Annotated in this window: 30 protein-coding genes; 9 read left to right on the top strand and 21 right to left on the bottom strand. The window is 39.3% G+C overall.

Annotation, left to right across the window (positions count from 1 at the left end; translation table 11 throughout):
* Positions 1–87: 87 nt before the first annotated feature.
* Complete coding sequence (locus LBYS_RS06030; protein WP_013407984.1) at positions 88–1,257, top strand: glycosyltransferase family 4 protein; 1,170 nt, start codon at positions 88–90, stop codon at positions 1,255–1,257.
* A gap of 31 nt (positions 1,258–1,288) precedes the next feature.
* Here LBYS_RS06030 and guaA read toward each other — a convergent pair whose 3' ends face one another.
* Entirely contained in the window at positions 1,289–2,818 is a 1,530-nt protein-coding gene (guaA, locus tag LBYS_RS06025; protein ID WP_041823461.1) for a glutamine-hydrolyzing GMP synthase, read from the bottom strand.
* A 63-nt stretch (positions 2,819–2,881) separates the two neighbouring features.
* On the opposite strand from guaA, the gene LBYS_RS06020 reads away from it, so the two are divergent.
* Positions 2,882–4,087 (top strand): ABC transporter permease, encoded by a 1,206-nt coding sequence (locus LBYS_RS06020; RefSeq protein WP_013407982.1) that lies wholly within the window; start codon positions 2,882–2,884, stop codon positions 4,085–4,087.
* 21 nt (positions 4,088–4,108) lie between these two features.
* Here LBYS_RS06020 and LBYS_RS06015 read toward each other — a convergent pair whose 3' ends face one another.
* From LBYS_RS06015 to LBYS_RS18215, 3 genes are all read right to left on the bottom strand, one after another.
* Entirely contained in the window at positions 4,109–5,071 is a 963-nt protein-coding gene (locus LBYS_RS06015; RefSeq protein WP_013407981.1) for a toast rack family protein, read from the bottom strand.
* A gap of 6 nt (positions 5,072–5,077) precedes the next feature.
* Positions 5,078–5,518, bottom strand: a complete 441-nt coding sequence (locus LBYS_RS06010; RefSeq protein ID WP_013407980.1) for a PspC domain-containing protein — start codon at positions 5,516–5,518, stop codon at positions 5,078–5,080.
* Between the two features lie 170 nt (positions 5,519–5,688).
* Positions 5,689–6,234: a hypothetical protein gene (locus LBYS_RS18215; protein ID WP_013407979.1), complete on the bottom strand. Its 546-nt coding sequence runs from the start codon at positions 6,232–6,234 to the stop codon at positions 5,689–5,691.
* A 106-nt stretch (positions 6,235–6,340) separates the two neighbouring features.
* Between LBYS_RS18215 and mnmA the strand changes: the two genes are divergently transcribed.
* Positions 6,341–7,447: a tRNA 2-thiouridine(34) synthase MnmA gene (gene mnmA, locus LBYS_RS06000; protein ID WP_013407978.1), complete on the top strand. Its 1,107-nt coding sequence runs from the start codon at positions 6,341–6,343 to the stop codon at positions 7,445–7,447.
* Here the strand turns inward: mnmA and LBYS_RS05995 are convergent.
* From LBYS_RS05995 to LBYS_RS05985, 3 genes are read right to left on the bottom strand one after another with little or no spacing between them, the layout of a single operon-like run.
* The gene (locus LBYS_RS05995) at positions 7,444–7,785 is read right to left on the bottom strand and encodes a hypothetical protein (protein WP_013407977.1); all 342 of its coding nucleotides are present in this window, start codon (positions 7,783–7,785) and stop codon (positions 7,444–7,446) included. The genes mnmA and LBYS_RS05995 overlap by 4 nt on opposite strands.
* A complete protein-coding gene (locus tag LBYS_RS05990) occupies positions 7,785–8,720 on the bottom strand; it encodes an NAD(P)H-dependent flavin oxidoreductase (protein WP_013407976.1) in 936 nt (311 codons plus the stop codon). The genes LBYS_RS05995 and LBYS_RS05990 overlap by 1 nt, the downstream gene beginning before the upstream one ends.
* A gap of 3 nt (positions 8,721–8,723) precedes the next feature.
* Positions 8,724–9,584, bottom strand: a complete 861-nt coding sequence (locus LBYS_RS05985; protein WP_013407975.1) for an acyl-CoA thioesterase — start codon at positions 9,582–9,584, stop codon at positions 8,724–8,726.
* A 330-nt stretch (positions 9,585–9,914) separates the two neighbouring features.
* Between LBYS_RS05985 and LBYS_RS05980 the strand changes: the two genes are divergently transcribed.
* Positions 9,915–10,208, top strand: coding sequence for a hypothetical protein (locus tag LBYS_RS05980; RefSeq protein WP_013407974.1), 294 nt, complete (start codon positions 9,915–9,917; stop codon positions 10,206–10,208).
* A 119-nt stretch (positions 10,209–10,327) separates the two neighbouring features.
* Here the strand turns inward: LBYS_RS05980 and LBYS_RS05975 are convergent, their stop codons facing one another.
* Genes LBYS_RS05975 through LBYS_RS05945 form a run of 7 tightly spaced genes read right to left on the bottom strand, consistent with a single transcriptional unit; the run spans position 10,328 to position 15,863 of the window.
* Positions 10,328–11,158, bottom strand: a complete 831-nt coding sequence (locus LBYS_RS05975) for a hypothetical protein (RefSeq protein WP_013407973.1) — start codon at positions 11,156–11,158, stop codon at positions 10,328–10,330.
* Positions 11,155–12,312 (bottom strand): THUMP-like domain-containing protein, encoded by a 1,158-nt coding sequence (locus tag LBYS_RS05970; RefSeq protein WP_013407972.1) that lies wholly within the window; start codon positions 12,310–12,312, stop codon positions 11,155–11,157. Before LBYS_RS05970 ends, LBYS_RS05975 begins: the two co-directional genes overlap by 4 nt.
* Positions 12,312–12,764, bottom strand: a complete 453-nt coding sequence (locus LBYS_RS05965; protein ID WP_148225782.1) for a hypothetical protein — start codon at positions 12,762–12,764, stop codon at positions 12,312–12,314. Before LBYS_RS05965 ends, LBYS_RS05970 begins: the two co-directional genes overlap by 1 nt.
* Positions 12,765–12,772: 8 nt before the next feature.
* On the bottom strand, positions 12,773–13,441 hold the full coding sequence (locus LBYS_RS05960; protein ID WP_013407970.1) for a hypothetical protein: 669 nt from the start codon (positions 13,439–13,441) through the stop codon (positions 12,773–12,775).
* Between the two features lie 43 nt (positions 13,442–13,484).
* On the bottom strand, positions 13,485–14,030 hold the full coding sequence (locus LBYS_RS05955; RefSeq protein ID WP_013407969.1) for an RNA polymerase sigma factor: 546 nt from the start codon (positions 14,028–14,030) through the stop codon (positions 13,485–13,487).
* A gap of 5 nt (positions 14,031–14,035) precedes the next feature.
* A complete protein-coding gene (locus LBYS_RS05950; RefSeq protein WP_013407968.1) occupies positions 14,036–14,992 on the bottom strand; it encodes a transketolase family protein in 957 nt (318 codons plus the stop codon).
* A gap of 4 nt (positions 14,993–14,996) precedes the next feature.
* The gene (locus LBYS_RS05945) at positions 14,997–15,863 is read right to left on the bottom strand and encodes a transketolase (protein ID WP_013407967.1); all 867 of its coding nucleotides are present in this window, start codon (positions 15,861–15,863) and stop codon (positions 14,997–14,999) included.
* Positions 15,864–16,078: 215 nt separating this feature from the next.
* On the opposite strand from LBYS_RS05945, the gene LBYS_RS05940 reads away from it, so the two are divergent.
* Positions 16,079–16,456, top strand: a complete 378-nt coding sequence (locus tag LBYS_RS05940; protein ID WP_013407966.1) for a BlaI/MecI/CopY family transcriptional regulator — start codon at positions 16,079–16,081, stop codon at positions 16,454–16,456.
* 3 nt (positions 16,457–16,459) lie between these two features.
* The gene (locus tag LBYS_RS05935; protein WP_013407965.1) at positions 16,460–17,626 is read left to right on the top strand and encodes a M56 family metallopeptidase; all 1,167 of its coding nucleotides are present in this window, start codon (positions 16,460–16,462) and stop codon (positions 17,624–17,626) included.
* Here LBYS_RS05935 and bcp read toward each other — a convergent pair.
* Genes bcp through LBYS_RS05920 form a run of 3 tightly spaced genes read right to left on the bottom strand, consistent with a single transcriptional unit; the run spans position 17,616 to position 20,493 of the window.
* Positions 17,616–18,065, bottom strand: a complete 450-nt coding sequence (gene bcp, locus LBYS_RS05930; RefSeq protein WP_013407964.1) for a thioredoxin-dependent thiol peroxidase — start codon at positions 18,063–18,065, stop codon at positions 17,616–17,618. The genes LBYS_RS05935 and bcp overlap by 11 nt on opposite strands.
* Entirely contained in the window at positions 18,062–19,882 is a 1,821-nt protein-coding gene (locus LBYS_RS05925) for a peptidoglycan DD-metalloendopeptidase family protein (RefSeq protein ID WP_013407963.1), read from the bottom strand. The genes bcp and LBYS_RS05925 overlap by 4 nt, the downstream gene beginning before the upstream one ends.
* 2 nt (positions 19,883–19,884) lie before the next feature.
* Positions 19,885–20,493, bottom strand: coding sequence for a fumarylacetoacetate hydrolase family protein (locus LBYS_RS05920; RefSeq protein ID WP_013407962.1), 609 nt, complete (start codon positions 20,491–20,493; stop codon positions 19,885–19,887).
* Between the two features lie 67 nt (positions 20,494–20,560).
* Between LBYS_RS05920 and LBYS_RS05915 the strand changes: the two genes are divergently transcribed.
* The 3 genes from LBYS_RS05915 to LBYS_RS05905 all read left to right on the top strand — a co-directional run bounded on the left by LBYS_RS05915 (position 20,561) and on the right by LBYS_RS05905 (position 22,430).
* Positions 20,561–21,391, top strand: a complete 831-nt coding sequence (locus LBYS_RS05915; RefSeq protein WP_013407961.1) for a M48 family metallopeptidase — start codon at positions 20,561–20,563, stop codon at positions 21,389–21,391.
* 71 nt (positions 21,392–21,462) lie between these two features.
* Positions 21,463–22,188, top strand: coding sequence for a hypothetical protein (locus tag LBYS_RS05910; protein WP_013407960.1), 726 nt, complete (start codon positions 21,463–21,465; stop codon positions 22,186–22,188).
* Positions 22,170–22,430, top strand: a complete 261-nt coding sequence (locus tag LBYS_RS05905; RefSeq protein WP_013407959.1) for a hypothetical protein — start codon at positions 22,170–22,172, stop codon at positions 22,428–22,430. Before LBYS_RS05910 ends, LBYS_RS05905 begins: the two co-directional genes overlap by 19 nt.
* Before the next feature lies 1 nt (position 22,431).
* Here LBYS_RS05905 and LBYS_RS19620 read toward each other — a convergent pair whose 3' ends face one another.
* The 4 genes from LBYS_RS19620 to LBYS_RS05885 all read right to left on the bottom strand — a co-directional run bounded on the left by LBYS_RS19620 (position 22,432) and on the right by LBYS_RS05885 (position 26,226).
* Positions 22,432–23,292 carry a YdeI/OmpD-associated family protein gene (locus LBYS_RS19620; protein WP_013407958.1) on the bottom strand — a complete coding sequence of 287 codons (861 nt, stop codon included), beginning with the start codon at positions 23,290–23,292 and terminating at the stop codon, positions 22,432–22,434.
* 69 nt (positions 23,293–23,361) lie between these two features.
* The gene (gene dnaJ / locus LBYS_RS05895) at positions 23,362–24,507 is read right to left on the bottom strand and encodes a molecular chaperone DnaJ (RefSeq protein WP_013407957.1); all 1,146 of its coding nucleotides are present in this window, start codon (positions 24,505–24,507) and stop codon (positions 23,362–23,364) included.
* Positions 24,508–24,517: 10 nt separating this feature from the next.
* Positions 24,518–25,081 carry a nucleotide exchange factor GrpE gene (locus tag LBYS_RS05890; RefSeq protein WP_013407956.1) on the bottom strand — a complete coding sequence of 188 codons (564 nt, stop codon included), beginning with the start codon at positions 25,079–25,081 and terminating at the stop codon, positions 24,518–24,520.
* A 74-nt stretch (positions 25,082–25,155) separates the two neighbouring features.
* Positions 25,156–26,226, bottom strand: a complete 1,071-nt coding sequence (locus tag LBYS_RS05885) for an MBL fold metallo-hydrolase (protein ID WP_013407955.1) — start codon at positions 26,224–26,226, stop codon at positions 25,156–25,158.
* Between the last annotated feature and the right edge of the window lie 10 nt (positions 26,227–26,236).

Here is a 26,236-nt window from a genome sequence, read left to right as displayed (position 1 = left end):
TGTATATTTTTACGTAGCCATGTTATAATTATTAATCAAGGGGGGCCTTGGTGAAATGAAGCAGTTGAGAATATTATACCACTTTTTATGAGTCTTATACTTGAAGAGTTAGTTCCTCAGAATTTTTTCCGAATCATCATATCGGGTTTAACTGCATTGTTTGTGACATGGCAGTCTATACCTGTGATTAGAAAGACGTGTGAAGAGAGGAATCTATCTGACAGTCCTATCAAAAGGAGCTCGCACAAGCATCCGGTACCTACTTTTGGTGGAGTAGGGATATTTGCCGGTACATTGATAGGATATATGATCTGGAACTTTATGGATGAAGGGTATTTAATGCACAAGGTTTTTGCATGTACCATCATTCTATTTTTCTTAGGTATAAAAGATGATATTTATGGACTTAGTGCTACAAAAAAGATATTCTCTCAGATTCTGGCGGCTTTACTTATTGTCGTTGGTTCTGACTTAAGAATCTCTAGTTTTTTTGGAATCTTTGGGGTGCATGAACTTCCTTACATTGTAAGTGTAGGGTTTTCTATCTTTCTTATTGTGGCATTGATTAATGCATTTAACCTGATTGATGGTATTGATGGACTATCAGCCGGTGTGGCCATGATAGCCAGTGGAGGATTCGCACTGTGGTTCATGTTAAATGGGTATTGGTCTTTAGCTTGTTTGGGCTTCAGTTTATCAGCTTCACTCTTTGCTTTTCTTCGGTTTAACTTCTCTAACACCAGTAAGATCTTCATGGGAGATACCGGCTCATTGATCGTAGGATTTTGGGTAGCGGTAATGGCCTTGAAGTTTGTGGAGGTTAACGTACTAAATATCAATAGTGATAATGTATACCAAAATGCGCCGGTAATTGCCATCGCATTATTATCTGTTCCTATTTTTGATACACTTAGAGTGTTCAGTTTGAGGATTTTGAGAGGAAAATCTCCTTTTTCAGCAGATAGAAGTCACCTACATCATTTGATGGTGGATTTGGGGTTATCTCATGTAGTGGCCTCATTTATCTTGTATGGATTCACCATCCTCTTTACTTCAGCCATCTATTTTTCTAGAATGTACTTTACAAATACACAGCTTGCCATTTCCATTTTGGTGATCTTCTCTTTGTACATTCTGGTAGGGTTCTTACTTGAGAAAGAGAGAGTAAGATATGTGAGAAGTAAAGCGAGTACTTTTAAGGAAGACAGACAGAAGAAGATGGATTCCGGAAAGTTAGTTACAGAGAAAGGAGCTTAAAAATAGTAAAAGGGGCGTAAAGCCCCTTTTTTTATTCCCATTCGATAGTTGCCGGAGGTTTAGAGCTAATGTCATACACCACTCTATTCACCCCTTTAACTTTATTGATAATTTGATTTGATACTTCACCCAGGAATTCATAAGGAAGGTGTGCCCAGTCAGCGGTCATACCGTCTACACTGGTTACTGCGCGAAGTGCAACCACATTTTCATATGTTCTTTCGTCTCCCATAACACCTACACTTTGAACCGGTAATAATATAGCACCTGCTTGCCAGATACTATCATATAGTCCTTTATCCTTTAGACCTTGGATGAAGATGTGATCAACGTTCTGAAGTATGGCTACTTTTTCAGGAGTAATATCTCCCAAAATACGGATGCCTAAACCTGGTCCAGGGAAAGGATGTCTGTTGATCAGGTGATCTGGCATTCCCATAGATCTACCCACTTGTCTTACACCGTCTTTAAAAAGAAGTTTTAGTGGTTCTACCACTTTTAATTTCATGTAGTCCGGTAAACCACCTACATTATGGTGCGACTTGATAGTTACTGAAGGTCCTTTAACGGATACAGATTCGATGATATCCGGATAAATGGTACCTTGACCTAACCATTTCACGTCCTGAATCAGGTGCGCCTCATCATCAAACACGTCAATAAAGGTTTTACCAATGGCCTTTCTTTTAGCTTCAGGGTCTGTAAGGCCCTTAAGTGCTGCATAGAATCTATCTTTAGCGTCTACCCCCTTAACATTCAGTCCTAGGCCCTTATAAGACTCTAATACCTGCTCAAATTCATTCTTTCTAAGGAGACCATTGTCTACAAAAATACAGTAAAGGTTTTCTCCTATGGCTTTGTGAATCAAAAGCGCGGCCACAGAGCTGTCAACCCCGCCTGAAAGCCCCATTACTACTTTATCTTGTCCAAGTTGAGCTTTTAATTCAGCAACAGTACTCTCAACAAAAGATTCCGGAGTATAACTTTGGTCACATCCACAGATGTCTACAACAAAGTTCTCTAACATCTTCTTTCCGTCAGTGGAGTGCGTCACTTCAGGGTGGAATTGGATACAGTACGTTTCCTCTCCTTCGAAGGTATAAGCAGCATTTCTTACTGATTCTGTAGAAGCTGTTAAAATAGCTCCTTCAGGTAGACGAGTAATGGTGTCACCGTGTGACATCCAGACTTGGGATTTTGCAGGAATTCCTTTTAGGAGTTTGTCATTTGGCACCAGACTGTTCAAATGCGCCCTTCCATACTCTCTTGAATCCGACTTCTCCACAAGGCCACCAAATTCTTTCGCCAATAATTGTGCGCCAAAACACACTCCCAACAAAGGTAGTTTACCTCTGAATTGATTAAGGTCCAACGTAGGTGATCCTTCCTCCATTACAGAACTTGGGCTTCCTGAAAGGATAATTCCCTTGATGTTTTCCGTAATTTCAGGGATCTTATTGAACGGGTGGATTTCACAATATACATTAAGCTCACGGACTCTACGAGCAATAAGCTGAGTATACTGAGATCCAAAATCTATTATAAGTATCTCCTGCATAATTAAACTATATTCTGACGATTTGTATTAATTGCTGTACTATTTTTGCGCAAGCAGTTTAATTCCATGAACATCTCCTACTTTATTGCAAACAGAATACGAAAATCAAAAGGCCAATCTTTTTCGAGAGTAATTGTGAAAGTAGGCGTTTTGAGTGTGGCTATCACGGTTTCCGTGATTGTATTATCGTTTTTTGTGCTCTTAGGTTTCAAAAATACCATTAAGGAAAAACTCTTTAGCCAGACCTCTCATATTCAGGTCAGCAAAATTACACTTAATCGTTCATTTGAAGAAACTCCACTCCCAAATAATTCAGATTATTACCAAAAGGTAAAGAATTTACCCCATGTTAAATCCATTAATAGGGTGGCTTATAAGTCGGTAATTCTAAAATCAGAAGAAGAAATTACGGGGGCCGTATTAAAAGGGGTAGATCAGGAGTATGATTGGTCAGAAATGAAGAACAATTTGGTGGAAGGGAAGACGGTAGACTCCTTGAACCAAATTATGATCAGTAAACGAACGGCAGGCATTCTAAATGTAAAAGTAGGGGAGTCCCTTTACGTTTATTTTATCCAGGATCCTCCCCGAGCCCGTAAGGTGGAAGTAGTAGGGATTTATGATACACATGTGGAGGAACTGGATCAGTTGTATGTTTTAAGTGATTTGGGTTTGATACAAAGGATCAATGCCTGGGAGAACGGAGAGTTTGGGCATTATGACATTTACTTGAAGGATCTATCTTCTCTACCTACTGTAAAAAAGGAGTTGATGGAAATCTTTCCTTTGGAATATAAGGTGACTCAGGTAGAAGAGCTATTACCGCATTTTTTTGAGTGGTTTAAATTTCTGGATCGTAACATTGTATTGATTATCGTATTAATAATGGTGGTTGCTGCCTTTAATATGATTTCGGTGCTACTTATTATGATTATGGAAAGGACTCCTATGATAGGATTACTAAAGTCACTGGGTGCCCCTACAGCTAAGATTAGAAATATATTCTTGATCAATAGTTCAAGGATAATTGGATGGGGCTTGGTTCTGGGAAATGTTCTGGCTTTGGGTTTGGCTTATCTACAGTGGAAATTTCATGTAATCAAACTGGATGCCCAGAACTACTATATGAATTATGTTCCTATAGAATGGAATTTTGCGGTGGTGCTGTGTGTGAATCTGGGTGTATTTTTAGTGGTTTTAGCGGTGACCGTTTTACCAACTTTAAGCATTCGGGGTATAACGCCGGTGAAAGCGTTGAAATATAAAGATTAAGGGGGCCGTAGCCCCCTTTTATCAGTATCTTTTTACTTCGAAGTTTGACATTCCACTTTCTGTTCTGATCAAAATCTTCTTAGTAGCCGTATCAAATCCTGGAGTTTGATAAAGTTTTGAATTGATTTTGGTGAAGCCTGGGAAGTCCTTCGCATTCAATGCTCCATCCACTTTGATTTCACAACCCACTGATTCAGGAACTTTGATTTCGATATTGGCTACTCCACTTTCAATATCCACTTCCGTTTTATCTAAAAGATCACCTAAGGTTAATACTATATTAGAAGCACCTGTTTCAAACTTAAGTTTCTGAACCTTGTGTTTAGAGAGGTCATAATCTACGTCACCTGCTCCCACTTCCATCTTAATATCCCAGATAGGTTGAGTGTTTAATTTGAACAGGATCTTGTTGTCAACTCCCTTCTCATTCCATTTGAAGCTTTTTCTACCTTTCATTTTGAATTCCACTTTTTGGTGGGATCCTTCTGTTTGTTCCCTCAGAGAATAATTGATTTTTCCTCCTTTATGTGTGTCAGCTACAAATAAGGTAGAATCTTCACTAGGCTCAAGGTCAAATTCTGCTGCACCTCCTTCAATCTTCAGTTCCGCAGTCTGAACACCTGCTAGTTTAGGCACGGTATAACTTTTATGGTCTAATTTTGAGCTGGAATCATCTTCTGAAATTTGTGCGTCAAATTCATCATCATCAATTTCAACCTGGAATCTATTGATTGAATTTGAAGTACAATTGTAAATGCCGAATGGAATGGCTAAGGCAACCAAAAGTACGGAAGTAGAATTCATAATACTCCTTCTGCCGTCAAACAATACTGCTACTCCGGCTAGAACGATCAGGATAGGCCAATACTTAGATAGTTCGCGCATGCTGATCTCGAAGCTAAACCAATGGTTTACTATTCCGAGTAGAATGCCTCCTAGCAGAATTAAGATTCCGCCTAGGATGATGTTATTTGGATTCTTCATGATTTATTAGAAGCTAGTACCACCAGGATTTCCTCCGTGGTTATGTGGTAAGTCATCTCTTTCTTTAACTATGATCCAAACGCCAAGACCTATGAGGACCAAAGGCCACATGTTCTTGATATAAGTAAATAGGTTTATATCAAAGAACGTCTTGAAGGAAAATATGGCTCCCAGTATAATGAGGACCAATCCTCCAGCTATATTTCCGTTTTTAGTTTGATTGCTCATTTCATTAACAACATTTAAATTATTACTAACTGATTCCAAGTATCCATACCTTGTAGGGAGTAAAACCCATAATACCATATAAGTTATTCCCACGGGCAAAGGCGTAAACAAAAGGATCACAAATACGATCCGAATTAAGGTTACGTCTGTTCGGAAGTGTTCCGCCAATCCTAGGCAAACACCTCCTAAAATACTGTCCCGATTTTTAATTCTATACATAGCTTTTTCATATTTGTAAAGCAAAGGTATATGGCTAATCAGTACTTGGTATTACAATATACATGAATGGTATTTTAACTGGATAAGGGTAGCTTTTTGGTTTATTAATTTTTTTTCTTCTATTTTAGTTTTCTGTTATTTTGTTAAATATACTGAAAATCAGTCATTTATCAATAGTTTTCTTCAATATACTCTAAGGCTTCCATTAACTCATCATAAGAGTTTTCACCAACTTGCTTTTCGAAACTTCCTAAGAAGGCATACCCATCTGCACTCGAGTCATTTTCTGTAACTCGTTTAAAATCAAACCCTAATAGGATTTCGGAGGAAGTTCTTTCTGTAGGAAGACCTTCGCCAGTCCAAAGTAGAATGCTGTCTTGTGGTAGATAAGGAAGTGGTGATTTGGAGTATTCCTGAATGATGAGCGGTACCTGAACGGCAGCCAAAAGGTCTGACTGATCTTCTGCCAGGATGAAGCCATCTAGATCATATTCCTTTATTTTTTCATTGATTTGTTCTGCATCTCCTCCTTCAAAACTACCTAATATTTTAACCCCGCTTAACCATCCCCTTATCTCATCAAAGTTTTTCTTAGGGATGAAGTAAGGATTATTTTCATTGAGTTCAAAGGAGATAAAGTCCACAAACATGCCAGCACAGTACCTCGCCTCCGATAAATTTGTGACACTTTTAACTAGAATCCTTTTATTTAACATAGAGTTTGTTTTTTGCAAAATTAAGAAAGAACCAAAAAGGAATACTATGCGTTTACTTAATTTGTAACATAAACAAAACGGAGGGCCTTGAACCCTCGCAGAAAGAATGACAAAGAGAGGAAGAGTATTAGTGGCCATGAGCGGTGGTATTGATAGCTCATTGGCAGCCGTGCTTTTGCACGAACAGGGTTACGAGGTAGTGGGAATGACCATGAAAACATGGGATTACGCTTCTTCCGGTGGTACAAAAAAAGAAACTGGTTGCTGCAGCTTAGACTCCATTAATGATGCCCGGGCCATTGCAGTAAATTTAGGATTCCCCCATTATATTCTAGATATACGATCAGAATTCGGAGATTCTGTAATAGATCATTTTACAGGTGAATACCTAGAGGGAAGAACCCCTAATCCATGTGTACTTTGTAACACGCATATTAAATGGGATGCGCTTCTTCGTAGGGCAGATAATTTAAACTGCGAGTTTATTGCTACCGGGCATTATGCGAAGATCCGACAAGAAAACGGCAGATATGTAATCTCAAGGGGTAAAGACACCACTAAAGATCAAAGTTACGTTTTGTGGGGAGTTTCTCAAGAAAGCCTTTCACGTACACTTTTGCCTTTGGGAGATCTAACTAAAGCAGAGATTAGAGAAATGGCTAGACAGAAGGGATTTTATGATTTGGTAAACAAGTCAGAATCTTATGAAATCTGCTTTGTGCCGGATAATGACTACAGAGGATTTTTAAAAAGAAGGATAGAGGGCTTAGAAGAACAAGTAGCTGGAGGAAATTTTGTACTTGAAAATGGACAAGTGGTAGGGAAACACGAAGGTTATCCTTTTTACACCATTGGTCAAAGAAAGGGTTTGAAAATAGCCTTGGGATATCCGGTCTTTGTGACGGAAATTCGCAAGGAAACAAACGAAGTAGTTCTAGGGACAGAAGAGTACCTGAAGAAGAATGGAATGGTGGTTAGCAAGTTGAATCTGCAGAAGTATGCTAGCATACCTGAAGGTGGACTTGAATCACTGACAAAAATTCGATACAAAGACCAAGGTGAAATGGCCTTCATTCGTCAAACGGATGCAGATAAGATTGAGGTTGAATTTTCACAACCTGTATCAGCCATCGCTCCCGGCCAAGCTGCCGTTTTTTACGAAGGGGATGATGTGATAGGCGGTGGATGGATAATGAAAAGCTATAGAGTTTAAGTTTTACTTCGGATCAAACGAATAGTTTGAGCATCTATTTGCATATATCCTTGCTCATAAACATAGTGACACACCGTACCATTTTCTAAAACCGTACGGTGTGTTTCGTATTTAAAGTTAAAGCCTTCATCGAGTAATTCTTCTTTGGGAATAATTTCCTGATCTACCAAGGCTAAAATAGAGCGATTCTTTTGCAAAGCCCTATTGATGCGTTTGACGGCAGGATGTAGTATGGCGGTTCGTTTGTTGTGATAAGCATTTCTGCACAAATCACTACAAAATTTCTTATCTGACCTGCCGTGCATTAAAGAACCGCATTCTTTGCACTGCTTCTTCATTAGATATAGGAATTTAACTTCTTTATGCTTGCTCTGAATTCTTCTTTTAGTTGGTTAATCCTCTTTTCGGTCCTTAAGATTTCCTGAATGGAACCTACGCCTTGTCCGGCTGACCATACGTTTTTCCAGGCTTTGGCTTCAGATCCAAAGTCCAGCTTCGCACTCTTACCCCATTCCTCCGGACTTATTCCGTTCGCCTTGAGGCTTTTTTCAAGGAAACTGGCATTTACTCCGGAAATGGCTGCTGTATAAACTATCTCTTCGGCCCTACTATCTAGCACCATTTCTTTGTATTCATTTGCAGCGGCGCATTCTTCTGTGGCTATAAACATGGTTCCTGCATAGGCAAAATCTGCTCCCATGGCTAAAGCTGCGGCAATATCTCCACCATGACTTATGCATCCCGAAAGGAGAATGGTCTTAGAAAAAAAGGTACGGACTTCACCTACAAAAGCCATAGGATTAAGCAATCCCGCATGCCCACCGGCTCCTGCGCAAACCAGAATGAGTCCATCCACTCCGGCTTCAGCAGCTTTTTCAGCATGTCTTCTCTTGATAACATCATGGAAGATTATTCCTCCATAAGAGTGCACAGCATCGACAATCTGACTTATTGCCCCTAAAGATGTAATAACTAAAGGAACCTTATGTTTTATTATGATCTGTATATCTGCTTCTAGTCGGGTATTACTAGGATGCACAATCAGATTTATGCCGAAGGGTGCAGGTTCTTGTCCAGTTTTGTCTTCAAAATCTTGCAATTCCTGCTTTATCCCTATTATCCATTCTTCTAAGGCCTCTGAAGTACGTGCATTTAGTGCCGGAAAGGTGCCTACTACCCCTGATTTACAGCAGGCTGTAACGAGTTTTGGTGTGGAGATAATAAACATAGGAGCAGCTACCAGGGGCAACTGTAATTCACTTAAGGTTTTCATATTTTATTTATTTAAGGGTCTGATAAGTCCTTCCTGGGCAACTGACGCAACCAACTTTCCGTCACGTGTGAAGATATTTCCACGAGTAAAACCTCTAGTATTAGAGGCAGAAGGGCTGTCTAGTGCATACAGTAACCAATCATTCACATTTACTTCCCTGTGAAACCAGATAGCATGATCCAGGCTTGCCATAAAGACATTTGTGGGATAGGGACCGTCAATATGAGGCAGGGTGGAAGTGATCAGAAGGTTATAGTCTGAAACATAGGTCATCATTTGTTGATGGAGATCTGGGGATACGTCAGCTTTTTGTTTGGTCTTGAACCAAACATGACGAATTGGGGCCTTTCTGGATTGATCAAAAAGGTCAAAACCTTCCACTATTTTAAAATCAAAGGGACGAGAATAGATGAGCTCTGCCAGTGAATTTGGAATATATTTTTCATACTTCTTTATGATCTCTTCATCGCTCTGCAATTCTTCAGGTTGTTTTACTTGAGGCATGGTTAAGCTGTGATCAAAACCTTCCTGTCCTTTGATTTGGAAGGATGCAGAAAGGATAAAGATGGGAATACCGTTTTGTTTTGCCACTACTCTTCTAGTACTAAAACTACCTCCGTCACGCACTCTTTCTACTTCAAATACAATAGGAACTTCAATGTCCCCGGGCAAGAGGAAATAAGAGTGTAAGGAATGTACACCTCTATCTTCTGAAACCGTCTGGGTTGCTGCACTTAAAGCTTGGGCTAAAACCTGTCCTCCAAATACTCGTTTCCAGGGGGATAGGTAATTTTTTCCTAAGAATACGGTTTCTCCTTTTCTCTCCAGTTTGATAAGTTCTATTAATTCCTGTACGTCTGTCATGCTTTGAATTTACTCTTGTGTAAATCTAAAGAAATTCTACTGCTTTGTATTAGGAAATAACTAAAGACTAATGAAAAATTAACTGAAAATAAAAAAAGAAAAGCTCCCAGAAAATCCGAGAGCTTTAATCTAACCCCTAAAATAAACCACTATAATAATCTTTTATCCAAAAAAATATCTTTCGTTGTGTTTATATTATAAGTAACGTTAAAAACATGAAAAATGTTGCTTCATTTCTCAAAATATATGTTAACGGGGCATTAACAGGTGCAAATTTAAACCTTTCTCTCGGTTTTTGTTCTAAGAGGTATAAAAAAATATGAAATTTTTATGAAAAAGAGCCTAATCATCCTGTTTGTTTCCCTTATATCCGTTTCATGCATAAGTGCGGAGCCTGAACGTTTTCCGAAGAGATTTTCTTACGAGAGGGAAGCTAAAAAACGTATAGATAGAGAAATGAGGCATACTCGTATGCCGAGAGGCAAATACCAAAAAATCATGCAGAAATACAAGCATATTGATGCCTTAGAACGTAAAGCATGGAGAGATGGCAGGCTAAGTCCTCATGAAGCCAGACAGTTGGATAGAGAACTTGCGCATTTGGATCGTATGCTTTATAGATAAAAAGAGGCTGTCCAAAATAGTCAGCCTCTCCTGTTTTTTTTATTCGTACCCCCCTACAGGCAGGGTGTCTAAATATTCAATTCTCAGACCGCTCATCTACCTTTTTAGACGGCTCCTTTTTACTTTAAACTTTTTGCGTCAGATACTACTTTCTCTAACGCTCTGACTTTCATTTTAGCGATACTTAATTCCTTCTTTAAATCTTCTAGTTCCTTCTCTTTTTTCGAGAGCTTATCTTCTGCTTTCTCCGCTTCCTTCTGAATTTTAGAGATCTCTTTGTCTTTTTTCTGAGAAGCTTTGCTGATCTCATTTTTAGCTTTGTCATCTATTACAACAGTACTATCTGTAGATAGTTGAGAGATGATCTCCTCTTTTTCTGACATGGCTTTTGCCATTAATTCAGGGGTGGAATCAAGCTTTTTACCTAATTTCTGTTGTTCCTTAAGATTGTTTTCAATTGATTTTTCAATCTTACTTTGTTCTTTTTTGCCTTCTTTCAGCTCATCTTCAGCTAAAGAAACGTTTTCAGCTCTTAGGCGTGCCTGGGCTTGAGATTGATTATATTGTAAAAAGTCAGAAACAAATTTTTCTGCAGCACCAGGATTAAGTTCATTGTCACTTAGAGCATTATGTGCATCATTTAAGAAGAAGAATTCTAACTTTTCCATCTTCTTAGTAGATTTTGATACTACATCTACATAATTCAAATCAGAAGAGACAGAATTTCCCTTTAGGTTTTGGATCCTATAGGTGTTCTTAGACGGTTTAGTGACTTTGCCGTATTGTCCTAAATACTTTTCTAAATCATCTATTAATTCTTTACTATTCTGAGTAGTAAGGATGGAATAGGATCTTTTTTCTTCTCCATTATGAAAATTAGAACCTACATAAACTTGTGCAAATGCCGTACTACTTAAACAGATGAGTACTGCGATCAATACCTTTTTCATTGGCTTACTTTTTTAGTTATGATACATGTTTTCTGGAGATTTTCTAAGGTGGTGAAATAAACAAAATGTTCACCTCCGTCTTTCCATCCCATTTTCTTTTTGATTTCTTCCGGTTTTTCGGGGAAGTTTCTCACTATGACATGGACTTTTTGATTTGAAAATCTATTTTTTAGACGTTTTTTATCAAAATTAGTCACTTCTTCAATTTCTAAAACTCTTCCAGGGAAGTCAGAGATGTACTCATCTGAAGTATAAAGGTGACTATTTTTGGCTAATTTACCTAGGTTATATTTCATTGCTACCGTCTGGAAGGCTCCGGATTTCATGATGGCAGCATTGGGCTCGTATAAGTACTTTTTGGGCCTCGCGTATGGGATTGCAGCATTACTTTCCTCTTCGAAGGTGAATGTAAAGGGAGATTGTCCTAGATTCACTGCATGAATCAATGGGGCACTAGTTACCTTCCTTTCTATTTTAAAAATCAACTCCTTCACTTCATTTTTATCTGCCAGTACCCAGATTTCACTCACTGTTTCCAAATCTTTGATGGCCTTTTTGATATCTAGCATGGGGGCGTATTTTACCAAAATGACCGGAGTAAACTGCAGTAATCTTTCTCGAAGTTGAGGTAGATTAGGGGAGCAATCTTCTGGAAGAAACACCTTTTTTAAATCCGCGTCTCTCCTGGAAGGGTCTAAATATATAAAGTCCGCTTCCTCCAAAGGCAGTTCCTCCGCTTTCTTCTGAGTGAATTTGACATTCTTTCTTCCAAGTATAGAAAAGTTATACTGTACTATTTTGGATAATTCCGTATTGGGTTCGTTATGAATGAAGAGTTCACAATTTTCAGATAGAAAATAGGAGTCTACCCCCATTCCACCGCTAAGGTCAATTCCTTTATTACCATTTAATAAAGAGGCTTTGAATTTTGCAGTGGACTCAGAACTACTTTGCTCAATATTCAGAGAGGGGGGAGCTATGGTATTTTCACCCCAGGAAGGTACTTTATGTTGGAGTATCTTTTGGTAGTGGATTTGTCGGGCTACCTGCCGGAGTAATTCGGGCCCTAATTTACCTGAGAATTTAAGGGAGAATTCATCAGGGCTGAGGGTGGTTTCCTTGGCTAAGGCCAAAGCCTGAAGATACAGTTGCATTAATCTTTATTACGTTCCTTGAGCGTTTCCAAGAGGGTCTGATTAAATCTTTCTTCTGATACCAGCATGATGCCGTATTGCTGCTCGCTGATCACTTTTAAGAAATCAGCTTTGTATCGTTTAGTAAGGTCTAATTCTTTTTGTTTCAGGTCTTGAATTCTCTCCTGTTTTTTGAAGGCATCATCATCTTCAGAGAAGTTTCTCGACAAAGAGCGGATTTCTCTCCTGATTTCACGTCTTTGTAAATCAAATGCGTCATAGATAGGCCAGAATTTTTGAGCCTGAACCTTAGTTAGCTTCATGTCAGCTGTAAGTTTGGCTATTTTAATCTGCGTGATCCTATCTTGTGTGGCAGCCGTCCTGGATGCATTTACAGAGGCTCTACCAGGTCCCTGTTGAGCAAAGGCACCTATAGATAGCATAAGTAAAAATCCAAGTGAAAGGTATTTCATCGCTTCCATTACATAATTATTCCATTATCCATCAAATAATCTGATATCTCTGAATCAGATATTTCTGTAGTTAATAGATTTTCGTTTCCATCTAAAACAAAGGTAAGGTCTTCTGCCATTAGAGGCTGTTCTGAAAGATATGCAACCATCTCTGCTGAAGATACATCTGCCCATTCGTCATGCGGACGGGAATTCCATACACCATATGCGGTTAGTACGACAACGATAGAAGCGGCTGCATAACGAAATACATTTCTGAAAATAGTGAATTTCGGTTTCTGAATCTTATTTAAAACTTCATTTTCCAACCGGTCAAAGTATCCTATAGGAGTAGGAAGTTCCTTTATGCCTTCCAATTGGATTTGAGCCAGAAGTTTTGATTCTAGATCAGAGAAATAATTCTGCGGTGTAGAAAGTTCGGGGATTTTTGAGAGTTTAACTTGAGCTAGAATCTGCTCTTCCATTTCTTCAAAATACGATGGAGGAGTGGACAAGTTCAATTGATCCATCTTAACTTGCGCCATGATCTCATTCTCAAGATCTGAAAAATATCCTTCTGGAACGGGTAAGGCAGCAGGTAAGCCTGAAATCTTGACTTCAGACAAAATCCTTCCTTCTAACTCCTCGAAGTAGTTTTCTGGGGCCTTAAAAGGGGATTTTATGCTGCGATTTTCCATTTTTAAAACTTTTTAATATTAGACTTTTGCAAAGACAAATGGTTTAAGCTCGTGATAAATATTCCTCAATTTTCTTCACGGCGAAATGGTAAGTTGCCTTAAGTCCTCCTACACTGGTATCTGTTATTTCTGCGATTTCCTCATATTTCAGATTTTCAAAGTATTTCAGGTTGAAAACTACTCTTTGCTTGTCGGTTAGTTCCAGTAAAGCTTTTTGTAGTTTGATTTGAATCTCGTCTCCACTCAGGTAAGTGTCTGATTGGGGAGATTCTAAGGTAGCTACTAACATTTCATTGTCATCAATAGAGACAGACATGTCCTTACGCTTCTTCTGCAAAAAGGTAAGTGCTTCGTTGGTAGCTATTCTGTACAGCCAAGTATAAAGTTTGGAGTCACCCCGAAACTTGTCGAGGTTCCTCCAAATCTTGATAAAAGTTTCTTGTGTTACGTCGTCAGCATCATCATGGTCAACCACTATTTTACGAATGTGGTAATAGATCTTCTCTTTGTAGGAAGAGAGGATTAGACGAAAGGCCTTTTCGTGGCTTTCCGGATTTTCCAGAAGTTCGATGATCGCGTCGTCTTTCATTCAGCTTATTTCTTTCTGCTGATTACTTTTTGTGCTGCAGCAACAATATTGTCTGCTTTCAAGCCGTATTTGGCCATCAGTTGGTCAGGAGTTCCTGATTCACCAAAGGAGTCTTTAACGGCAATGTATTCTTGCGGTACTAAGTATTCAGTAGTTAGGAATTGAGCTACGGCATCTCCAAGTCCTCCATTAGCCTGATGTTCTTCACAAGTTACTACACATCCGGTTTTCTTTACAGATTTCAGGATTGCCGCTGTATCAAGAGGCTTAATGGTATGTATATTGATGATCTCTGCAGATATGCCTAGTTCCTCTAATTTTTCTCCGGCTTGAATGGCTTCCCAAACCAAGTGCCCTGTGGCAATGATGGTAACATCTTTACCTTCGTTCACCATCCATGCCTTACCGATTTCAAATTTTTGATCAGCAGGAGTGAATACAGGAACCACTGGTCTACCAAATCTCAAGTATACCGGACCGTGATAATCTGCAATGGCTTTCGTAGCGGCTTTTGTTTGGTTATAATCACAAGGATTAATAACCACCATATTAGGCATGGAGCGCATCATAGCCAAATCTTCCAAGATTTGGTGTGTAGCTCCGTCTTCTCCTAGCGTTAAACCGGCGTGAGATACGGCGATCTTTACGTTTTTGTCAGAGTAAGCTACCGACTGCCGAATTTGGTCATAAACTCTACCAGATCCGAAGTTGGCAAAGGTGGTAGCATAGGGAACTTTTCCTGTAATAGATAGACCCGCGGCTATACCTATCATATTAGCTTCTGCAATACCGGTTTGAAAGAATCTTTCCGGATGATTTTTTATGAAGTTGTCCAACTTCAGTGAACCCACTAAGTCGGCACAAAGGGCTACAACGTTCGGGTGGGACTGTCCCAGTTCAGTCATGGCATCACCAAAGCCTGAACGTGTGTCTTTTGATTCCGTATATGTATATTTCTTCATGATCTTAATAGTCTCCCAAGGTTTCGGTTAATTGTGCCAAAGCTGTGGCTAGTTGCTCATCATTCGGAGCGGTACCGTGCCATTTGTGCGTACCCATCATAAAGTCTACTCCGGCACCCATTTCGGTATGTAGAAGGATCAACACCGGTTGCCCTTTTCCGGTCAATCTTTTCGCTTTTCTCAAGCCCGCCACACAGGCTTCCATGTTATTGCCTTCTTTGATTTCCATTACGTTCCAACCAAAAGCTTTGTACTTCGCCTTTAGGTCACGGTTAGCCATCACTTTTTCAGTTGGTCCATCGATTTGTTGGAAGTTAAGGTCAATGATTCCCACCAAATTATCTACTTTGTGGTGCGAGGCAAACTGCGCAGCCTCCCAAATTTGACCTTCTTGCTGTTCACCATCACCCATTAATACATAAACTGTTCTGGGATCTTGCTCAAGTTTTTTTCCAAGAGCAGCTCCGATGGCTACTGACAGACCTTGACCTAGTGAACCGGACGCAACGCGGATTCCCGGTAAACCCTCATGAGTAGTAGGGTGTCCCTGTAATCTGCTGTTGATCTTACGGAATGTAGCTAATTCCGAAACAGGAAAATATCCTCTTCTTGCTAGTACGGAATAGAAAAGCGGTGAAATATGTCCGTTTGAAAGGAAGAATAAATCTTCGTCAGCTCCTTCCATTTTAAAGCTCAGAAAACCACCTTTACCTTTTCTGTTGGAGATTTTCATTTGCTGGAAATACAGGGCAGTTAGGATGTCTGTACAGCCCAATGAGCCGCCCGGATGACCGGATTTACATCCATGTACCATCCTTACGATGTCTCTGCGAACCTGTGAGGCTATGTCCTGAAGTTCTTTGATTTGCATTAATGTACTTTGGATAAGTTTATAACTGCACAAAAATATCCAAATTATTGGTAAGAGTATAGTCTTTCAGTAAAAAATGAGGTCTTAACGGCTATTTAGTAAGGATATATTTCTTTCTTCTTTTGGTTTATGCAATCGATTGCGTATTAATTTTTTTAACTTAATGTTTTTATAACTAAAAAATTAGTTATATATTCGATAAAAAAAGAGAAGCTATGTCAGAACAATTAAGAGAACTAACCAGAGCGGAAGAAGAAATCATGCAGGTCTTATGGGATAAAGGAAAGGCCTATGTCAAGGATATTATTGAAGTATTGTCAGAGCCTAAACCCGCATATAACACGGTGTCTACCATAGTTAGGATCTTACAACAGAAGGGGTTTGTGGGTCATCATGCCTTTGGGAAAACGCACCAATATTTTCCTATTATAAGTAAAGAGGAGTATAGAAAGTTTGTAACCACGAAGTTAATGAGCGGTTATTTCGGGAATTCAGTAGGGAATATGGTTTCCTTTTTCGTAAAGGAGAAAAAGGTGGACTTAAAAGAGGTGGATGAATTAATGAAGATTTTAGAAGATCTAAAGAAAAAATAAATCATGGAGAATTTTCTTCAAATCAACCTGTATTTAGTGGTATTTTTTGCCTTTTACTGGCTTTTTTTGCGCAAGGAGACCTTTTTCACTGCGAATAGATTTTATCTTATCCTAAGTGTTTTAGCTTCTTTCATTATTCCGACTATTTCCATTGATTATTTCAATTGGCCTTCAGATCAATTCGAAAACACGGTGTGGATTAACGATTTGCCGGAATTAGCAGTTACAAGTAAGCAAGTGGCTACGTCTATTGCGGAAGTTGATTTCATACAAATCATTTATGTTCTGGGATTGATTTTCTTCTCACTACGTTTCATTTTTCAGTTCTGGAAATCCATTCAACTTGTTCGGAAGTCGGCAGTAGAACCCTTCTCGGCGTATACTTTTTTAGGTAAGCTAATAGTTGGGGAGAAGGCATTATCTAGCCCGGCAGTGCTTCATCATGAATGGATTCATATGAAGAGATGGCATTCTTTGGATCAAATCTTCTTTGAACTGTTGAAGGTATTCCTTTGGGTTAATCCTATAGTATACCTGCTAAAAAGAGAAATTCAACTCATCCACGAATATGAAGCAGATGCATATGCTTCCAAAAGGGTGGGATCGAAGGCTGAGTATGCAGCCACCTTGATCAGCGCTACTTTTCAGATAAATTCTGAGGTATTGTTAGGACATTCATTTAACCGACCTTCATCCTTAAAATCCCGATTAATTATGTTATCAAAGCACAATTCTAAAAAACAAGTTTGGTTGAAATATACCTTGACTATACCATTAGTCCTATGTTTGATTTTTTTATCCAATCTGGCCATCTCACAAGTGAAAGAAGATAAGGTACCCTCTGACGATGTAGTATTTATAGAGGTAGAAGAAAAACCGGAGTTTGTAGGTGGAGTGAAGGCTATGTATAAATTTTTAGGGGAAAACATTAAATATCCTCAAGCAGCTATTAAAGAGAATATCCAAGGAAGAGTAACTGCACAGTTTATCGTAGAAAGGGATGGTAGTATTAATGAAGTAAAAATTCTCAATGGCCCACATCCCGATATGAATGCAGAAGTGGTGAGGTTACTTCGCAAGATGCCTAATTGGAAACCGGGAAAACAGCAAGGGAAACCGGTACGGGTTTATTATACCATACCGGTGGTATTTTCCATGCCTAAGAATTGAGAATCTGATCAGCATGTATTTTGGACTGTACCTCTGTGATCACATCCACTACACTACCTTCGGCATCTATGACGAAGGTAGTTCTCTTTATTCCCATATATTTCTTGCCGAAAGTGAATTTCTCTCCCCAAACTCCGAAAGCATTAGCTAGAGTTAAATCTTTATCAGAAAGTAAATCAAAAGGCAATTCGAACTTAGCCTTAAACTTTTGATGAGATTTTTCTGAATCCGGACTAACGCCCACTACTTCATATCCTTCTTTCAAAAATCGGTGATAATTGTCTCTTAGATTACATGCTTCTGTGGTGCAGGTAGGTGTATTGTCTTTTGGATAAAAGTATACAACTAGTTTCTTTCCTTTAAAATCCTCTAATTTCACGGTTTTACCGTCTTGATTTTTCGCCTCAAAAGCAGGTGCTTTATCTCCTTTCTGAATCATATCTTAGTCTCGTAAGATTGGGTATTATTACAATTATCGGTTATTTTCAATACTACATCTCCACTGAAGGTTTGCTGTGGATCTTTTTTTCTTGCCCAAATAGCACCGGTCTTATATTCATAATCCATTAAGACCCATTCTCCATTGACGTAGCATTCAATCTTAGCTATTCCTGACAGCTTGTCAGAGATGGTAAAGCGTAATTGGTTCTCGTTTACCACTCTCGGAGTAATGGTAGGAGGGTCGAAGTCATACAAGGTTCTGTAGGTGCCAAATTCTCTGGTCTTAAAGCGAATGGTTTTATCACTCCATTCACCTCCAATAAACTTCCTTTTGCTTCCTTCTAAATATACTTTTAGTTTTTCCGGGAAGTTAAAGCCTTTGGTTTTGGTCCAGGCTACTCTTGCCTCTCCCTTTAAGGGTATGCTATCATCGTGCAAAATCAATACTTCATCATTCACTTCTGTATTGATATATGCATCATCATACAATGTGCCTGTGAAGTCTGCTTTTAGCTGCGGCAAATTAATTCTAGGGTTTTGTAGAGTGATTGCGGTATTTACGGGCATACTCATTTTTTTGTCGCCTAGAAATACCTGCTCCGGAAAACCTTCTTTAAGATCGTAAACCACTACATTTCCATCTGTGGTACCCAGGTTAATCTCTTTTCCAGAGTAGGTGATGATCTTCACATTGGGGTTACTGGTGTTGATTTTCAGGAATCTACCAAAAACATTAAGTGTTTCAGAGGCTACTTCCGAACTTGAAGGATCTCTCTGGATGGAAAAATCCAGTTGTGTTTTATTCCCATGAGAATCACTTACTTTCAGTTTTACTTGATGATTGGGTTTATCAATCTTTAATAAGCCCCAGTGGTCATTGGATTCATAGAAATCAAAGCTATTCGCCTCTTCCACATAGCATTTGTGGATCTTTTGTCCTTTACCTATCAGTCTTTCATAATTCACATGAATGTTCATGTCAAGTTTGTTATGAAATGCCATTTGGTCCAACTTAAAACGATATTGCAATTCATCGTTCATGAAGAGTTCAATCTTATGCACACCTTGTCGGAAAGGAGAATTACCTGCCTTATCATACGTCAGTACTTCCATACCTATGGTTCCGGTGGCCCTAAGGTTCTGAGGGAGGGCATATGTGCCATTCGCTCTTCTCACCGGTTTGAAGTCGAACGTCCCAAACTTCCCGTTGATTCTTGCGTCAGCCGACATACATTTCAGGGAAATCAGTTCTATCACCGGAGGCGTCAGATCTCTAATTTCCTTAAATCCGAACTGTTGGGGATCCAAAGCATTCTCTTTTTCATCCCTGATTTCGAAGTGGAGGTGAGGACCTCCGGAGCCTCCTGTATTACCTGAAAAGGCTACCAGTTCACCCTGTTTCACTGGAAATTTACCTGCTTCCAGCGGTACATCTATCTCCCAAACCTTGGATTCGTACTGTTTTTGTGTCAGGAATTCGCTTAAATCATCTCTAAAATCTCTTAAGTGAGCATAGACGGTGGTATAACCATTAGGATGAGTGATGTAGAGTACATTGCCATATCCTCCATTTTGAACCCTGATTCTGGATACGTATCCATCTGCTGCTGCAACTACCCGTTTTCCTTCCTGTCCGCCCGTTCTAATGTCTAAACCTGAATGAAAGTGATTGATACGGATATCGCCAAAACAACCTGACAAGGAAGTAACCTGTCCAGGATTAATGGGCATGATAAAATATCCCTTTGGAAAGGAACCTTGAGCGTATCCGTAAAAGTTGGTGAACAGTAAAATTCCTGCTATTAATTTCTTCATTATTATTTTACTTCAAAATCCAACATGCGCTTGCCTTCTAAGCTGGCTACTAGTCTGTCACCTACTTTAACGGGACTTACGCCTGCGGGAGTACCTGTAAAGATCAAATCTCCGGTCTTTAAGGTAAAATATTTTGATACAAAAGAGATGAGGTAGTCAAATGAGTAGATCATAAGAGAGGTATTTCCCTTCTGTTTTAGTTCGCCATTGACTTCAAGCTCAAAATTTAGATTTTTGAGATCATAATCTTCTTTCGATACAAATTCCGATATGGGAGCTGAACCATTGAAGCCCTTAGCTAAATCCCAGGGTAATCCTTTGGCCTTTAAGCGAGATTGAATGTCTCTTGCAGTGAAATCTATACCTAAACCTATCTCATCATAATATTTATGTGCAAATTTTTCTTCGATGTTTTTACCCATTTTGGATATTTTAAGCACGATTTCAAGTTCATGATGGACATCATTGGAGAAATCTGGATAATAAAAGGCTTCGTTATTTCGTAATAGTGCTGTCTCTGGTTTTGAAAAGATTACAGGTTCTTCAGGAGTTTGATTACCTAGTTCTTTTATGTGTTCCAGATAGTTTCTACCTACAGCTAAGATTTTCATTCTGCTAAAATTGACTTTTTTTACAAATTTACGTCTAATCAATTAAATTAGCGAAAACTTAATTAAAATGAACAAGACAGCAAGATTTTTAATCTCAGCAGGTTTTTTGACGCTCTTTGTCTGGTCCTGTCAGCGTGTTCCTCTGACAAACCGTAAGCAGTTTGTGGGGCTAGTAAGCTCTGGAGAAATGATGGCATTGAGCTATACAGAGTATAAGGGCTTTATGGATACTTCTAAAGTTTTACCTTCTTCTGATCCAAATGCACAGATGGTTAGTAGAGTAGGGGAAAAGATCAGGAAAGCGGCTGAAGATTATTTAATTGCCAATAATCTTAGTAAGTTATTAGACGGTTATCAATGGGAGTTTAAAACCGTGAAAAGCAATGAAGTAAACGCTTGGTGTATGCCGGGTGGGAAGGTTTGTTTTTATACGGGTATACTTCCTATTTGCAAATCTGAGGCCGGTGTGGCTGTAGTTATGGGTCATGAAGTGGCACATGCCATAGCTGAACATGGTAGAGAAAGGATGAGTAATGCATTGATTGCTAATGGTATTACACAAGCCGGTGCTTTAGCTACAGGTATTGCTACGGGAAATCAAGACTTAATGAATCTAGCGGGTCAGGTATTAGGTATAGGTACACAGGTAGGCGGGACTCTTCCTAACAGCCGTAAGCAAGAGTCTGAGGCGGATAAGATTGGTTTGATCTTCATGGCCATGGCCGGATATAACCCCCAAGAGGCTGTTGACTTCTGGAAAAGAATGGCGGAGGCCGGTAAGAATTCTCAAAAGCCACCGCAAATGCTATCCACTCACCCTTCTGATGAAACGCGTATCGCAGACCTTCAGAAGAACATGGATGTAGCAATGAAGTATTACAATACCTACAAAAAGTAACCCGCAATTGCGGGTTTTTTTATATAGAAAATCCACACTTTTGCGTTTATTTTGCAGGAGTGCTTTACTATATGCGAAAATTAATCCTACTTCTGCTTACCTGCTCTAGTGTTCATGCCCAATGGCAGGCTTCCTCTCAAGAATTTCAGAGGAATAAAATTGTAAGTTTTACTCATATACCTGTTTTACTGCTGAGGGTTAATCCTAGCACTCTTTTAGGTTATAATAACACTTTGCAAGTGGGTGCTGAGATTGCTCCTCCCTTCGGTAAACTAAGTTTTGCCTTTGATTATGGATTTGGATCCGGCAAATACAATATCAATAAATTTGTAAGAAAAGATCAAGCGGAGAACAAGAACAGAGAGCTAAGAGGGGAAATACGCGCCTATTTCTCAGATTGGTTTCCCTTTTATGCCTTAGACAAAAAGCCTTTTGGTAGGTATTATGCATTAGAATATATAAATGGAACTTATGACAGGATTCTAGGAACCAGCGGGCCTTCCTATGGAATTCCGGAAGATCAATGGTTTACCATGCATGAGACTCAGGAAAAGAGGCATGTAGTTCATCTGAAATTTGGTAGACATATTCATTTGCACAGACATTTCTTTTTAGATGTATATGGTGGTGTGGGTGCAGGCCATTCGTCCTTTAAAGTGGGTGAAGATAAGGTGGAAGGGGAAATGTATAATCCGGTTAAGTTAGCTTTTCCGGCGGATAAATCCTATGAAAGCCCTAAGGGTAGTCGTTTTTTCTTTAGTAAAACATTTGGTGTAAGATGCGTATTTCCTATATAATCCTCCTCCTGTTGGCCAGTACTTCTTGTTGGGCACCGAAATGCCCGGTAGATGGCTGCCAGTTTGTAAGGGAGCACAGACACAGTGATTTGGTGACCGGAACATTTAGAAGTAGGTATATGGTCATGCCCCGTGTGCATTTTTTCTGGGATGGTAAGGGAGAAAAGCTTCCTGATGCAGAATTAGCACCTAAAGGTACCAATAAGAAGGTTCGGAAGAAATTCCCATGGGAAAGGTGGTAAGTTACTTTTTGTATTTATCGTTCAAGCCCTTTCCTTCTAAGATCATAGGTTTAATCTTTTCCAGTCGGGCAGCTTTAGTTGCTGCCTGTTTGGCAACTGCAATATATTCTATGTAATCTCGTCTTTTGGATTTGCTTAATTTGTCAAAGGCCTTTTTTACATCCTTATTAGCCTTTAAAAATTCGCTCAATTCCGCCGGATGTTGTGGTTCAGGGCGCTCCTCTTTGGGTATAATGACATCTGAAATTTTGATGGCTTCCTGAATATAAGCGAGGATGCTTTTTTTATCCATTTCTCCTACATTACTGAATCTCCATTGTCTTTGGACCTTAGTATCTCCAATGGCAATCAAAACTTGTAAAGGGTCACTTAAGAGCACACCTTTAAAGAACCAAATGGAAAAAAAATGATTAAATCCCATCCAACTCACCACGTTTTGTCCATTTAAAGTATAAACATCCGTCCCCCATTTTCTTTCTTTTTTCAGAGGTGTATTTTGGATAATTTCTTCCATAAGGATATAGGCTTCAGCCCATTCATCCACAACGTATTCCTTAAGGAGGTTTTTAATAAGCTCAGTAGGAATTTCTGAAGAGATAGGTAACTGAATTCCCTGCTTTACAATCACATAATTAGAAATTTTGGCCTTTTTTAATGGAGAGGATCCGGGGTGAAAATAGATAAATTGATTATCATAAGAAATCTGAACTTTCTTCATTTTAAAGGTGTAGGTGGGAATATCTTCAATGATACTTTCTTTAGTACCGGCAGGAAGAATATCCAGGAGAAGGGTTCTTAATTCTTGTAAAGTCTCCTTTACCGGAATAGGCGCGGATTCTATATATTGTTGAGCGGATTTCATGCGATTTTTTTTCGACAATGTACATGAAAATCGTCGTAGAGACAAAAATAGAGGGCTAATGAAGCCCTCTTAGTTGAATAAATCTTTCATCTTGGAGAAGAAACCTTTTCCTTCACTTCCTGCCTTTGGCTGGAAATTAGGAGAAGATTTGATCTTTTCCAGAAGACTTCTTTCTTCTGCGGTAAGTTGTTTTGGGGTGTAAACATTAATATAGATCAATTGATCTCCCACACCGTATCCATTGATGTCTTTAATACCTTTGCCTTTTAATCTTAGTATCTCTCCTGCTTGAGTGCCGGCTTTTATGTTGATTTTAACTCTACCGTTAATGGCAGGAACTTCAACATCTCCGCCAAGGGCCAGATCTGCAAAGTTTAGCATCAGGTCATAAACTACATTATTTCCATCTCTCTTTAGGGTAGGGTGTTCTTCCTCCTCAATCTGAATGAGAAGATCACCTGCTACACCACCTCTTGCCGGAACGTTTCCTTTGCCAGACATGGATAGCTGCATGCCTTCACCTACGCCTGCAGGAATTTTGATGGTCAAGATATCTTCCTCTAAGACCCTGCCTTCACCAAAACAAGCTTCACATCTTTCTACTACCACTTTACCTTCTCCATTACAAGTGTGGCAAGTATTGGTAGTTACCATCTGACCTAGCATGGTTTGCTGTACACGCTTGATCTGTCCTGAACCATTACAGGTAGTACAGGTTTGAAGTGAAGAACCATTTTTAGAGCCGTTTCCTGAACAAGTTTTACAAGAAACATATCTCTTTACCTTGATTTTCTTTTCAACTCCGTTTGCTACTTCCTCCAGGTTCAATTTTAATTTGATTCGAAGGTCAGAACCTTTACGAACGGCTCTTCTACCGCCTCCCCCTCCAAAAAAGCTGCTGAAGGGACTGCTGTCGCCAAAAATATCTCCAAATTGACTAAAGATATCTTCCATATTGAATCCTCCGGCACCACCGCCGTTGAATCCTCCACCTACGCCTTGATGCCCAAATCTATCATATCTGGCTTTCTTGTCAGGATCTGATAGAACACTATAAGCTTCCGCAATCTCCTTGAATTTTTCTTCGGCCTCTTTATCTCCCGGGTTTTTATCCGGGTGATATTTAATGGCAAGTTTACGGTATGCTTTTTTTAGCTCATCCGCTGTGGCATTTTTATCTACACCTAGAAGTTCGTAATAATCTTTCTTTGCCATGGCCTTTATATTAGTTACCCACTACCACTTTGGAGTAACGTATTACTTTATCGTTTAAGTAGTATCCTTTTTCCAGCTCCTCAATCACTTTGCCTTTCTTATCATCTCCGGCCGGAAATTGAGTCACACTTTCATGTTTTTCTACATCAAAATCCAAGTCTTTTGCCTCTATAGGTTTAAGACCCTGGCTTTCCAGTGTTTTTATAAATTTTGCAAAGATCAAATCTACGCCTTCTTTTAAAGCCTGGAAGTTATCAGTCTTATCAAATGCGGCTTTTGCTCTTTCAAAATCATCAATGATAGGCAAAAGTTCTTTGATCAAGCGCTCATTAGCGTTTGCAATTATTTCAATTTTCTCCTTACTTGTGCGCTTTCTATAATTGTCAAACTCCGAGTAAAGGCGTATATATTTATCTTTTGTTTCGCTTAGTTCACCTTTGATTTTATCAAGTTCAGTTTCTTCTACAGGAGTTTCTTCAGTGTTGACTTCTTCCTGTTTATTGGTCTCTTCTTGATTATTGTTCTCTTCTTGATTATTGATCTCTTCTTGATTATTGATCTCTTCTTGTGCCATTCCAACATATTTTTATCCTACTTCCTTTATAGCAATAATTAATCCATCCCCCTTTTTGCTGTCAAAGTGTCAGATTAAAACTCTCTCCACCATGCCCTATAACTGACGCTGCTGTCAGCCAGAGGGACAGTTTGACCTATTAGGGGTGTCAACAGCTTTTTACTTGGTATGAGCTTATAAACTTCCTCCAAAGGCTCATACCAGGCATGTCTGGCTAAAGTGAACTTACCCGAATGTACAGGCAGGACCTTCATAGCCCTTAAATCTTGTACTACAAGCGGGAATTCGGAAGGTAAGGTGTGTATATTTTGCCAAGCTACATTGTACTGCCCATTTTCCAGGATGGCTAAGTCAAACGGTCCGAATTTTTCTCCGATTTCTTTAAAATGAGGTCCGTATCCACTATCTCCACCTATAAAGATCTTATTCTCTGGTGTGTCCAATACGAAGGAACACCATAAGGTCTGATTCCTTTTAAAACCTCTTCCTGAAAAATGGCGGGCAGGAGTAGCCGCAATTTGGATATTCTCTGACAAACTAATTCCTTCCCACCAATCTAACTCCGTGATGATTTCCGGTTTATATCCCCAATATTCTAAATGAGCGCCCACTCCCAAACCGGTAATAACCTTTTTAACCTTTGGCTTTAGTTCTTTGATACTTGTATAATCCAAATGATCATAATGGTCATGGGTTATGATGAGGTAATCAATTTCCGGTAAATCAGTAGGACTATAAACGGTGGTACCTGTATAGGCTTTCATTAAGCCGGGAACAGGTGAAACTCGGTCGCTTAATACAGGATCAATCACGAAGACCTTGCCTTGGATTTTAATCAGGTATGAAGAGTGTCCAAACCACACTATAGATCCTTCAGGTAGTTGGTGTAAATCGTGTTTGATGGCTGGAATATCCTTAAGAGGTTCTTCAGGAGATTTCCCTAAGAGCATTTCTTTCAGTAAACTTCCGTAAGTAGCGCCGTTTGTTAGTTGAGGTGTTTCAATAGGATAGCTGAATTCACCCTTGATAAAATTGGGGGATCTTTTGATCCTTTCCCTTCGCTCTCCTTGAGGAGATTTACCCCAAAATGGCGCGAAATAAATGATAAGGCTTAAAAGGAGGAGGAGGGTTAAAGTTAATTTCATTTTTTGAGGA

Origin of the sequence: Leadbetterella byssophila DSM 17132 (assembly GCF_000166395.1) — a bacterium.
Taxonomy (GTDB): domain Bacteria; phylum Bacteroidota; class Bacteroidia; order Cytophagales; family Spirosomataceae; genus Leadbetterella; species Leadbetterella byssophila.
Note: the sequence above shows the minus strand (reverse complement) of the source record. Positions and strands in the feature narration are given on the sequence as shown.